Source organism: Bacteroides sp. 3_1_13, assembly GCF_001185845.1.
Taxonomy (GTDB): Bacteria; Bacteroidota; Bacteroidia; order Bacteroidales; family Bacteroidaceae; genus Bacteroides; species Bacteroides xylanisolvens.
Genome location: NZ_KQ236961.1, coordinates 1 through 10,041 on the forward strand (window position 1 = coordinate 1; position 10,041 = coordinate 10,041).

At 41.9% G+C, this 10,041-nt stretch carries 15 protein-coding genes and 2 pseudogenes; 7 read left to right on the top strand and 10 right to left on the bottom strand.

The window, feature by feature from the left end:
- Positions 1–266 precede the first annotated feature (266 nt).
- From HMPREF9009_RS24485 to HMPREF9009_RS24495, 3 genes are read left to right on the top strand one after another with little or no spacing between them, the layout of a single operon-like run.
- Complete coding sequence (locus tag HMPREF9009_RS24485) at positions 267–521, top strand: hypothetical protein (protein ID WP_005868768.1); 255 nt, start codon at positions 267–269, stop codon at positions 519–521.
- Positions 522–566: 45 nt separating this feature from the next.
- The gene (locus HMPREF9009_RS24490; protein ID WP_005868769.1) at positions 567–893 is read left to right on the top strand and encodes a hypothetical protein; all 327 of its coding nucleotides are present in this window, start codon (positions 567–569) and stop codon (positions 891–893) included.
- Positions 894–907: 14 nt separating this feature from the next.
- Positions 908–1,285 (top strand): hypothetical protein, encoded by a 378-nt coding sequence (locus tag HMPREF9009_RS24495; RefSeq protein ID WP_005868770.1) that lies wholly within the window; start codon positions 908–910, stop codon positions 1,283–1,285.
- Between the two features lie 61 nt (positions 1,286–1,346).
- Here HMPREF9009_RS24495 and HMPREF9009_RS24500 read toward each other — a convergent pair whose 3' ends face one another.
- The 5 genes from HMPREF9009_RS24500 to HMPREF9009_RS24520 all read right to left on the bottom strand — a co-directional run bounded on the left by HMPREF9009_RS24500 (position 1,347) and on the right by HMPREF9009_RS24520 (position 3,026).
- On the bottom strand, positions 1,347–1,619 hold the full coding sequence (locus tag HMPREF9009_RS24500; protein ID WP_005868772.1) for a hypothetical protein: 273 nt from the start codon (positions 1,617–1,619) through the stop codon (positions 1,347–1,349).
- Positions 1,620–1,631: 12 nt separating this feature from the next.
- Positions 1,632–1,916: an HU family DNA-binding protein gene (locus HMPREF9009_RS24505; RefSeq protein WP_005868774.1), complete on the bottom strand. Its 285-nt coding sequence runs from the start codon at positions 1,914–1,916 to the stop codon at positions 1,632–1,634.
- Positions 1,917–2,015: 99 nt separating this feature from the next.
- Positions 2,016–2,414 carry a hypothetical protein gene (locus HMPREF9009_RS24510; protein WP_005868776.1) on the bottom strand — a complete coding sequence of 133 codons (399 nt, stop codon included), beginning with the start codon at positions 2,412–2,414 and terminating at the stop codon, positions 2,016–2,018.
- A 49-nt stretch (positions 2,415–2,463) separates the two neighbouring features.
- A complete protein-coding gene (locus tag HMPREF9009_RS24515; protein WP_005868777.1) occupies positions 2,464–2,784 on the bottom strand; it encodes a type II toxin-antitoxin system PemK/MazF family toxin in 321 nt (106 codons plus the stop codon).
- Positions 2,778–3,026, bottom strand: coding sequence for an AbrB/MazE/SpoVT family DNA-binding domain-containing protein (locus HMPREF9009_RS24520; RefSeq protein ID WP_005868778.1), 249 nt, complete (start codon positions 3,024–3,026; stop codon positions 2,778–2,780). The genes HMPREF9009_RS24515 and HMPREF9009_RS24520 overlap by 7 nt, the downstream gene beginning before the upstream one ends.
- Positions 3,027–3,459: 433 nt before the next feature.
- Between HMPREF9009_RS24520 and HMPREF9009_RS24525 the strand changes: the two are divergent.
- From HMPREF9009_RS24525 to HMPREF9009_RS24535, 3 genes and pseudogenes are all read left to right on the top strand, one after another.
- A pseudogene (locus HMPREF9009_RS24525) lies at positions 3,460–4,312 on the top strand (virulence RhuM family protein).
- A gap of 16 nt (positions 4,313–4,328) precedes the next feature.
- A complete protein-coding gene (locus HMPREF9009_RS24530) occupies positions 4,329–4,658 on the top strand; it encodes a hypothetical protein (protein ID WP_005868780.1) in 330 nt (109 codons plus the stop codon).
- 41 nt (positions 4,659–4,699) lie between these two features.
- Positions 4,700–5,296 (top strand): recombinase family protein, encoded by a 597-nt coding sequence (locus HMPREF9009_RS24535; protein WP_005868781.1) that lies wholly within the window; start codon positions 4,700–4,702, stop codon positions 5,294–5,296.
- A 112-nt stretch (positions 5,297–5,408) separates the two neighbouring features.
- Here the strand turns inward: HMPREF9009_RS24535 and HMPREF9009_RS24540 are convergent, their stop codons facing one another.
- The 5 genes from HMPREF9009_RS24540 to HMPREF9009_RS24560 all read right to left on the bottom strand — a co-directional run bounded on the left by HMPREF9009_RS24540 (position 5,409) and on the right by HMPREF9009_RS24560 (position 9,842).
- On the bottom strand, positions 5,409–5,807 hold the full coding sequence (locus HMPREF9009_RS24540; RefSeq protein WP_005868782.1) for a hypothetical protein: 399 nt from the start codon (positions 5,805–5,807) through the stop codon (positions 5,409–5,411).
- A gap of 348 nt (positions 5,808–6,155) precedes the next feature.
- Positions 6,156–6,566, bottom strand: coding sequence for a hypothetical protein (locus tag HMPREF9009_RS24545; RefSeq protein ID WP_005868783.1), 411 nt, complete (start codon positions 6,564–6,566; stop codon positions 6,156–6,158).
- A gap of 176 nt (positions 6,567–6,742) precedes the next feature.
- Positions 6,743–7,369, bottom strand: coding sequence for a JAB domain-containing protein (locus HMPREF9009_RS24550; RefSeq protein ID WP_005868785.1), 627 nt, complete (start codon positions 7,367–7,369; stop codon positions 6,743–6,745).
- A gap of 881 nt (positions 7,370–8,250) precedes the next feature.
- Positions 8,251–9,459 carry a hypothetical protein gene (locus tag HMPREF9009_RS24555; protein WP_005868786.1) on the bottom strand — a complete coding sequence of 403 codons (1,209 nt, stop codon included), beginning with the start codon at positions 9,457–9,459 and terminating at the stop codon, positions 8,251–8,253.
- A 203-nt stretch (positions 9,460–9,662) separates the two neighbouring features.
- Positions 9,663–9,842: a hypothetical protein gene (locus tag HMPREF9009_RS24560; protein WP_008770285.1), complete on the bottom strand. Its 180-nt coding sequence runs from the start codon at positions 9,840–9,842 to the stop codon at positions 9,663–9,665.
- Between HMPREF9009_RS24560 and HMPREF9009_RS25585 the strand changes: the two are divergent.
- A pseudogene (locus HMPREF9009_RS25585) lies at positions 9,818–10,041 on the top strand (IS1380 family transposase); the annotation flags it as partial. The gene HMPREF9009_RS24560 and the pseudogene HMPREF9009_RS25585 sit on opposite strands and share 25 nt — an antisense overlap.

A 10,041-nucleotide genomic window follows, 5' to 3' on the forward strand; every position in this document is an offset into this window, starting at 1 on the left:
GAAGCTCCGGATGATGACCATTGCAATCCCGCCCACGTTTGGAACTTCTCTTTTCTGGTTTGCCCATAATCAGCCGCATAGCGGATGACTACGGGTAAACCGGAAATGAGAACAGTCATTCCGATGAAGGGGAGGGTGGGAAAGAATACTGCGTGAACGCAAAAACACAGTATGTCATCTTAAAACAATATCTTTAAAAAGTTTTTCAGAAGAAATGCTTACCAATATCCTAATAATTATTACTTTTGATAACATAATACAACGATATGGAAAAGAAAAAGATTACAATAGAGGTAGAACCAGCTACAGCCGTAGCTACCGTCGGTTTATTGCGTGGGATATTTCCCAGTATCATCGAACAACTGGAAAGGCAAGCCGCAACAAACGGCAGCCCCTTAAAATTCAATAAAGTAGAAAATATGCAAGAAGTATTGGATGAGATTTATGAAAAGTGCATTGCCGAAACGAACCTCCGGGAGTTTGCCCAGGCGCACTTAAATAGTGACGGATTACCTAACTGATACAGAAATACGGAATCTGCCAGCCATCCTTATTCCAAATAACAAATGGTACAGAATTACACACCTGTCATGTGGGATGACAAAGCATTTGCCTTTGTCCCCTACGAAGCATTCAGTGATTTGCCACATTATCCCAAAGAAAAATGTGAGCAAATTTGCAAAGAGCTGAACAGCCTTATAAGACTATGTACTTATAGGCCGAAAAAGGAAGATATTTATTTTCATCCGGTAAGTTATGTACGTCGTTCCGGAGGTTTCATAGTTACGGATAATCAGGCATCCTTTGAGAAATGCCCCTATCCTGCTTGCGCAGACCGTCATAGCTGCCAAAAAATATGTGATTTGATGAACCGTATCATTGAAGAGTCTTAATTATATAAAATACCATGGAACATCCAAACTCCAAATGCAGAATAGCACAAGCTGAATATTTAAGTCGGCTACCTGAAGAAGAACGGGAAAATAAGGCCAGAGATATTAGAATCGGAAACGCCAGCTATATTTACCACCAACAAGCGGTTCCAATCCAAGAAAACAGATTGATAATGTATTATAAAGAGTGGTTGGAAGGTCTTCCTCCCAACATTTCACGCCATATGAGAATGCTTGGATTTGAAGCATGTAAGACAATGATTCCGTTTACGAGATATGTGAACGAAAGAAACGATATTGGTATGCGTGACTGGATGCAAGAGCATCTTTCACCGAGTGACTTCAACTATTGGCAGGAACTTTCGAAAAAAGCAGGTTCGCCAACATTTTAATCCCATCCCGTTCAATACGCTGCCTGAAGAATAAAAGGTGCGTATTAAACGAGAATATTTTTTAGCGTTTAGTCATCTCTTCCCGCACCAGTTCCGTTTCTGTCGGGGAGAGTTTCGGCAATTTGACAGTTGCCGGACTTTCTAACTGGTAAGCCTTCACCTCATTGATAAGCAGCTGCCAGTCAAAAAGAAATTCTTCGGAACAACCATGTTTACGATAAATTTCTTTTGCTGCTTCCAAAATCTCAGGAGCGCAAAAATCGTCTCCCTGAAAGACAACTGCCGGACGATCATTATTGATACAGTCTCTCAATAATCGTAACTGATCTTTCATTGTGTTTACCTATTATGCGTTCTGTTGTTTTACCATTTTCAAAAATTCGTCAGACGGTTTAAATGCCGGTATGTTATGAGCCGGAATAATCATAGTAGTATTCTTAGAGATATTCCGAGCTGTCTTTTGCGCTCTCTTCTTCACTATGAAACTACCGAATCCACGAAGATAGACATTTTCCTCCTTACCCAACGAAGTCTTTACCTCGTTCATGAATCCTTCCAAAACAGCAAGCACCGCTTTGCCGTCGATGCCGGTTCTGGCAGATATTTCCTTTACGATTTCCGATTTAGTCATTTCTTTATAATTTGAAAATTAGCGTGCAAAGATAATTAATCCAATGGATTATTTAAAGTCTGGCATCCGCAGCAAGCCCTGCCTTCGCCCAATGAAGTGTTAAATTGTTGCGTATGGGTCAAGTTCCTTAATCCGCTTACACAAATAATCAAAGCGTTTCTTGGTAAGCGGTGTGAGTGTATCGAGGTTCTTGCCATCGAAATTCTCTCCGAAAATAAGGTCGTCCACTCCTATGCCGTGATTGTAATTCTCGCGCACGCAATCACGCAGAATCCAAAGGTTATGCAGGTTCACCCAGTCGGCTGTAATGTTTCTGATTTTACTGAACAGCAGCGCAGCAGTGTAAAGGTAGTGTCCGCAATGGTTGTAGTCATGCAACACCAGCTTGCCCTGGTAATAGATGTCGAAATCCTTGTTTTCTTCATCTTCCTTTGTATCGCAGTAGAAGAATGGAATGTCTTTCAGACCGTCCCAATTAATATAAGTAGTTGGCTTCATAATATCTTTTTTGAATACGCTACATAACCTGTTATTTGCACACTTTCCATTATTCACAGAACATTTGATGAAACACTTCCTTCAGTCTTTTTATCTCACTGAAATTCAAATCTCCAATCTTTCTTTTCAGCCGGCTTTTGTCCACCGTGCGAATCTGATCCGTGGCTATCTCCCCATCACGCCCGGCTACAGAACACAGAACCCGGTAAGGATAGTTCCTTATGGTGGAGGTTATCGGAGCAATGACTACTATTGTAAGGTACATATTCAAATCTGAAGGAGTTACAACAACACATGGCCGTGTCTTTGCCATTTCACCCCCACGGGTAGGGTCTAACTCTACCCAATACACTCCATACTGTTCTACCATGTCCAATCCTCAAACTTTTCATCCTCAAACACATCAGGGATAAGCAACTCATCATCCCCATTCTCATGGGCACGTTTGGCAGCTTCCGCCCATCCCTGCCGTGGTTGTGCCTTTATCACAATATTGTTCCCGTCCAAAGAAATGCTCACAGCCGATTTCAAGGACAAACGCAACTGTTTCAATATCTCGGAAGGAAGTATTATCCCCTTGCTGTTTCCAATCTGAATAATGTTTGTTACCATAATGTTATAACTTTAAAATTGATTATCACAACACAAATATAGACAAAGTTATAACAATACCAAAAGAAAAGCCAACTTTTTTCCATTTTCACCGATAACCCGGCCAACGGCTGCACTCGTCGGGAGGCTAGTGCCCCCCTTGCCGTGCGGCGCTCCCCGACCTATGATTCTTATCATGTCTTGTGTCCTTTTCTCCGCTTCTAACAAACAAATCTGCATAAAATATAGATTTGCGTTTCCATTTGAATTTTAGTTATTTGATACCCTAACTATGAATAGCAAACAGATAACTGATTTTTAAAACAGCAGAATGTTTCTGTTTTATTAAAATAAAAAGGGAACAAATTTTTAAGGTAATACTTACGGAAAAAACAGACTTTATAACGTTTCTTTTTCGTACATTTGCAACAATATAATAAAAGCGAAACATATAATGGAGAAGCAAGGAGAAATCATACTATACCAACCGGATGAAGCTGTAAGGTTGGAAGTACGTTTAGAAGATGAAACCGTTTGGCTCACACAAGCGCAGATAGCAGAACTTTTTCAACGTGACAGAACCGTTATTACCAAACATATAAATAATGTTTTTAAGGAAAAGGAATTGGAAGAGAAAAGCAATGTGCATTTTTTGCACATTGCTAATTCCGATAAGCCTGTCAAGTTCTTTAGTCTAGACGTAATAATTTCAGTTGGATACAGAGTTAAAAGCGTAAGAGGTACGCAATTCAGGCAATGGGCAAATAAAATTTTAAAAGAATATTTATTGAAAGGTTATTCTATAAACCAACGGCTCAATGACATGGAATATAGAATGAACAATAGATTCTTCCAAATAGAGAAAACCATTGCTGAACATGATGCAAAGATAGACTTCTTTGTACGCACCTCATTGCCTCCGGTGGAAGGTATATTCTTTGACGGTCAGATATTCGATGCGTATAAGTTTGCTACAGATTTAATAAAGTCTGCCAAATGCTCACTTGTGCTTATCGACAACTATGTAGATGAATCCGTGTTACTCATGTTGAGCAAACGAAACAGTGGAGTATCAGCTACTATTTATACACAAAATAAACGCACAGCTCCAACTTGATTTAAACAAACACAATGACCAATATCCTCCCATTGAAGCTAGAACCTACAAAAGTAGTCATGACCGCTTCTTAATCATTGATAATACGGAAGTATATCATATTGGGGCATCGCTAAAGGATTTGGGCAAGAAAATGTTTGCTTTCTCCAAACTGGAACTTCCTGCCCATACGATAATTGATGTATTATGAAATAAGCTAATCACCCATGCGAGAAGCGGAAGAGAATATAAAATTCAAGATGGAAATTGACGTATTGGTTCCCATTCCACGTACTGTCACCCGTGATTTCACCAGTTTGAAGCACCTGCGTCAATGGCAGAAACGGAATGACATCGATGGTTCTCTTTACTGTTTTGCACACCGGGAATACCTGCTCAACGAAAAGGGAGAATGGGAACAATTTACCGTTATCGGCAAACAGGTAGTGACTATCGGAGAACTGGAAAGGCTTCTTTTGGCAATGAAGCAAAAGGGGTTCAACCAATACAGCCGTGAGGAATATGAAGAATTAATGTCTTCATATTTGAAAAAGTGAAGAATTAAAACCTTCATTACACATTTAAATACGAAAACAGGATGAAAATAGGATATGCCCGTGTTTCCACCAAGGAACAACATCTGGATATGCAACTGGAAGCGTTGAAGGCTGCCGGATGCGAGAAAATCTTCTCTGAGAAAATGACCGGACGTCAACAAAACCGCCCGGAACTGGATGCCTGCCTGAGCTTTCTCCGGGAAGGCGACACACTTGTCGTATATAAGCTGGACCGGCTTGGCCGTTCGCTGAAGAATATCCTTACGCTATTGGAAGATTTCAAGAATAGGGGCATCCAATTCACCTCACTGCAAGACAACATCAGTACGGAAGGCGCAATCGGCCAACTGATGAACAACATTCTCGGTGCTTTCGCTCAGTTTGAAAGAGACCTTATCTATGAGAGAACCCAAGAAGGCAGAAGAATCGCCAAGGAAAAAGGTGTCAAATTCGGCAGAAAGACACTTATCAACAAAAACAACATCGCCAAGCAGAAAAGCTGCATCCAACTCTATGAATCCGGAACGCCGGTAAGGGAGATACAGAAAATATTAAACATAGGCAGTAGCGGAACAGTATATCGCCTATTAAGAAGGAATGGAATTGCGCTGAAATCCGAGAACAAAAATAACAAATAACGAATAAACCTCTGCCCATCCTTCAAAGATGATTCTCAAAGATCGTCTGCAATTCCACCTCTCAGCAAGATTATAGGAAAGTCCCCTTCACGGGGACTGATTTTTTTTAATTTTAATACAATAACTCCATGCACTCCTGTACCGCTTTTTCCAATGCTTCTTCCAAACAACAAAAAGCGTCCGCATTACTTTCGGAGTCATACAACACATAATCTCCAGCCCTCACAACCACATGCCAGACCGCCACGTTTTGTTCTGTTTGAAACGTATATTCACGAGTCTGTATCATCCATTGGATACATGCTGCCAGTGTCGGGCACTCGCACATATACATCGGGGTATTCCTTCCCTCAATATCGGTGCGTAGCCTATCCTGTTTGTCATACCAATACTCACAAGGCACGTAATAGTATAATTCCTTCATCATAAGAGCTGTGTCGCTATTAACCAATCTCTCTTTGTTGATTTGTGTAATCAAATTTTCCATATTAGCATTATTTAAGTTGAACATCTGATTTATTCTTCAGCTAGATTCAAGACCTTTTCATTTTTTGTATCGGGAAGGTCTTTGGTCAGCCGACCTTTTTTTTGATGTCATTCCCCATCTGAGTTCTGAGCCTTTTTTCGGCATATCAAGGTCTGGATTGCAAGCAATAAGCCAAGTTTCACTTATGGAAAATGTCGGGAAGACACTTCTTCATCGTTATTTTCCATACAGTAAAGGCGCATGGCCGTAACTTGCCATTTGCGGAATCCCGAAACCTTTGCCGAGCAAAAAGCCGGACTCGGATCGGAGGAAAGAAGCCGGGGGAGGCAGCCCACAGAAAGGGCAATCCGATACAATCAAGAAATTAACCTGCTATACCCTTGTGCGAGTGAAATAATCCATCATAGACACTACATACCTAAGTAGTGGTATCAATACACCGATCACATATATCATAGCGTAGCCCAAAAGGACAAAAGGTAATGTTTTACGATAAAGACATGCAACAGCGAGCAATATAAACGAAAAAGAAAAGCCATAAACCCCATATTGAAAACCGGGTATCAACTCATAAACAGGTACGGGTTCCGGATGAAGCATGGCTCCGGCCACAATAGAATAAAGGCTGGTCAATAATATAAGCAGCGTATATAAGCAACTCTTAAGAATCCTGGGATCATTCCTTTTACAATAGAGAATCGTTCGGATATCACTTCTAAGAAACTCAATGCCCAGTAAGAGAGCCACCATAACGCCTGTATCAAAAGTAGAAAATACATTCATTCCGATCACCTTTGGCGCGAAGATATGTATTTATTCTGAAAAGCCACGTCTTTGCGTATTTTACGATGTCGCATCCGATAGTCCGGGAAGCATTTTTTTGGTTCTTTTTTGGGGTGACTGCCAAAAAAGAACCCCGAAGCCGAAATCCCGGGCAGACGGGATTTCTCCCGTCCACCTTACCTATTTTGCAATCTTCCCTCGTCCGCATAGCTATAATAGTTATTGCCTGCCACAATCACATGGTCAACCAAACGGATGTCTAATGTTTCAGCGGCTTTTTTAACTGCTTCCGTCAAGCGGTCATCCGCACTGCTGGGCTTGCGTGCTCCTGATGGGTGGTTATGTACCATGATAAAAGATACGGCGTTATAATACAATGCCTGCTTCATGATAACCCGTATATCCACAGGGGCGGTATTTATCCCGCCGCATGAGATACGGACTTTACGGATGAGTTTGGACGAACTGTTCAGCAACAGCACCCACATCTCTTCAGTAGCTATATCGCACAAAACAGGATGCATCATTTTATAAACATTATTGCTGGATAAAAGCGCAGGACTTTCAACTTGCCCTTCTTTCAGCCGTTTATATAGCTCAATCGCCGCATAAGCGACTTTTTTACGGCTGGGTGTTAGTGTTTCCAGTACATCAGACAAGCACAATCCTTCTATTTCCATCTGTTCATACTTATATTCTTCACGTTTCAGTTTCTCACTGTTCGTCAAGGTATAAATCAACTCGCTGTTTTCCATCACCCGATAAACGTCATTCACTTCAAATACGGTTCTCTTCGTTTTCATACTGCCAAAAATTAAAAGATTAATACTCGCAAACATCGCTTGTCGCCCCAACCATAAATTTTTCCTCAACTGATTGGGAACAGTGCATTGAAGAGAAAGCGGGAAAGACGGATCAGAACGGGATTGAACTGGTAAATACTACCTCCCGGAATGGGAGGATGGAGATTTGGCTTTTCAATATCGGGCGTTCCGGCCACGCCTACCTTCGCAATGTTCCTATCAGTTCAGGAAAAAATCATCATACCTCTCTTCCGGCATAGCCGGAGCGTAGAGCGTTAGGGATAGCAGGGAAAAGCCTGGAGGGTAACGAGGACTTGCAACGAATAGCCCGGTCAGAAGGGAACGCCCTGAAAAACTAATTCGGATACAGAAGATGAACAGAACCGCCTTCCAATCATATAAAAAAACGTGAAAATCAACACATACTTCCGAAAAATCTTTTTCCGAAAGTACGTATAGGGCATGTGAAGGGAAAATTTATTTTCCCAGTCATTTCTATGTTATCGCTTTGGGGATATTTAAAGGGGTTAGGAGTTTAGGTCTTTATTATGTATTTTGGTGGATGGTTTTACACAGCCGATACCTTTTATTTAAAAATTTCTCTCTTTTATTTCACTGATATACCGACATATAAAAAAAACAGGGATTACCTATTCCCTTCATTAACGGGTGGACGGTTTTACACAGCTGACAAGTGAAACCGGACGCTTTTACACAACTAAAGCAAAAGGAGTGGACGGTTCTACACAACTAGAAGCAACAAACGGGACACTTCTACACAACTAAAACAGGCAAAGCGGATGACTCCACACATCTAATCACCCCAATAGGGACACTTCTACACAACTAATTCTATAAAAAACCGTGAAACGTGGACGGTTCTACACAGCTGGATCGTCCATGTTCACCGCCCCGTCCGTCTCCGGAGATATGAACTCTTCAGGAGCAGGAGCAACTTCCGTTCCATTGGCACTCTCCAACTCTTCCTGTGCCCATCCTTCCGGAAACCTGCCGAATACAGCCACGAAATCACTGATATATATCTGTTTCTTCTTTTCTACGCTTTCCGGGGAGTTTGCCCATAAAAGGAACTCTTTATACAGTCCGGCATCTTCCTCCACCTCTTTGATCTTCTTCCTCCTGACAGCCATATCCGTGTCCGGGTAGGCAATCTCGACATACAGCCCAAGCAGGTTCTTATAGAATTTCTTCACCACGACAGCATATTGTCCTTCATCAAAATAGTGCAGCGTATGCCTAGGAAACGAGAACAACACGGTATATGCCCATCTCTCATGATCGCCTTTCACAAAAGAGAAATTGAAATTGGTATATTTCAGGTAAGTATTCATCTTTTTCAGTATCGAGGCGACCTTCTTTTTCCGGTCTTTGGGTTCGGCAATCTCTATGCCGAGCTTTTTAGCCAGCTGATCGACTGTCAGCACATAAAAAGGAGCCTCATTCTTGGTGGTCTTATACTTGATCAGGTAAACCATCTTGGAAAGTTCCAGATAGAAATAGCGGTAACGGCTGGGCAGGCTACGGTAATCCTGAAGTTCCAAGAGGTTATAGAGCGAGAACATGAAATTCTTTATCTCCGGGCTTACCACTGCCGAGTACAGCCTTTTCGTTGACTTCTTCGTCTTGAAATCGGTCATTATGTCGAAACGTTTCAAGATCTGCACGAAATTATAGGATGTACGGCCATCCTCGCCAATGGTCGGATAGCAGAGGTTCTCCAATCCCAGTTTATAGAGAGCCGCCTCAAAAACCGTCTCGATAGGATGGCTGATTCTCTGTCCTGCCGTGTCGGTACATACATATTCCGGCTGCATATTCTTTCCGAACATGGCCGCGAGCTGCCGGCTATCCAGCTTGCGCTGCAAGTTGGTACGGTCATACCCCATCTTACGGCAGAAGTCTTCTACGGAGAACCAGGAAGTCCCGAACAAGTCTTTGAGGTGATAGCTGCCCAGGTATATGATCAGATCGAGCATGACATTTCCACCTGCCTCATACAACCGTTCAATCAGCACGGAATTATAGCTTTCCCCAAGCACCCTAGGGACACGAATCAGTTCTTTTGCCATGATAATACTTACAAAATCAATCCTTTCTCTGTTTTCATTGCCACAAAGATAGGCATACCGGCCAACATACGCGTCATAATTATCAATCAGTTTTAACGGTATGACCGGTATGGGAAAAGGAGAAGTACTTTCCTGAAGAATGCTTTATCCGCCCTTCATCAGAAAGAAAGCATCTTACACCTGTACCCCATAGACATCCTATATTACTTTTTCAGTTCTTCCGATAAAAAGGAACGGTCTATCAATACTTGCACCAATGGTTTCTCTTTGACAAACTCATCAAGCTCACGCTTTATCAATTTATTGCCCAACCCTATGCGTCGTCCAAATTCCTCGAAATCCTTCCGCCCTACCTGATGAGCAATTTGACTCCACATTGTCATCTGTAATCGACTCAACCCTCGGTCTAAGGTGTAGATCGTTAGGTTATCAGTACAGCGAAATCATCCGTTCTCTCATGAGTATCTACTTCTGTGGTGGCTCATGTATTGAGGATGTCACTACTCATTTGATGAACCATCTCTCGCTTCATCCGACACTTCATACTTGTAGTTCTGATACTATCCTCAGAGCGATAAAGGA

Bases quoted from the DNA above. Each gene is read 5' to 3' on its own strand.
- HMPREF9009_RS24485 (WP_005868768.1), top strand. From the start codon at position 267: ATGGAAAAGAAAAAGATTACAATAGAGGTAGAACCAGCTACAGCCGTA.
- HMPREF9009_RS24490 (WP_005868769.1), top strand. From the start codon at position 567: ATGGTACAGAATTACACACCTGTCATGTGGGATGACAAAGCATTTGCC.
- HMPREF9009_RS24495 (WP_005868770.1), top strand. From the start codon at position 908: ATGGAACATCCAAACTCCAAATGCAGAATAGCACAAGCTGAATATTTA.
- HMPREF9009_RS24500 (WP_005868772.1), bottom strand. From the start codon at position 1,619: ATGAAAGATCAGTTACGATTATTGAGAGACTGTATCAATAATGATCGT.
- HMPREF9009_RS24505 (WP_005868774.1), bottom strand. From the start codon at position 1,916: ATGACTAAATCGGAAATCGTAAAGGAAATATCTGCCAGAACCGGCATC.
- HMPREF9009_RS24510 (WP_005868776.1), bottom strand. From the start codon at position 2,414: ATGAAGCCAACTACTTATATTAATTGGGACGGTCTGAAAGACATTCCA.
- HMPREF9009_RS24515 (WP_005868777.1), bottom strand. From the start codon at position 2,784: ATGGTAGAACAGTATGGAGTGTATTGGGTAGAGTTAGACCCTACCCGT.
- HMPREF9009_RS24520 (WP_005868778.1), bottom strand. From the start codon at position 3,026: ATGGTAACAAACATTATTCAGATTGGAAACAGCAAGGGGATAATACTT.
- HMPREF9009_RS24530 (WP_005868780.1), top strand. From the start codon at position 4,329: ATGCGAGAAGCGGAAGAGAATATAAAATTCAAGATGGAAATTGACGTA.
- HMPREF9009_RS24535 (WP_005868781.1), top strand. From the start codon at position 4,700: ATGAAAATAGGATATGCCCGTGTTTCCACCAAGGAACAACATCTGGAT.
- HMPREF9009_RS24540 (WP_005868782.1), bottom strand. From the start codon at position 5,807: ATGTTCAACTTAAATAATGCTAATATGGAAAATTTGATTACACAAATC.
- HMPREF9009_RS24545 (WP_005868783.1), bottom strand. From the start codon at position 6,566: ATGAATGTATTTTCTACTTTTGATACAGGCGTTATGGTGGCTCTCTTA.
- HMPREF9009_RS24550 (WP_005868785.1), bottom strand. From the start codon at position 7,369: ATGAAAACGAAGAGAACCGTATTTGAAGTGAATGACGTTTATCGGGTG.
- HMPREF9009_RS24555 (WP_005868786.1), bottom strand. From the start codon at position 9,459: ATGGCAAAAGAACTGATTCGTGTCCCTAGGGTGCTTGGGGAAAGCTAT.
- HMPREF9009_RS24560 (WP_008770285.1), bottom strand. From the start codon at position 9,842: ATGACAATGTGGAGTCAAATTGCTCATCAGGTAGGGCGGAAGGATTTC.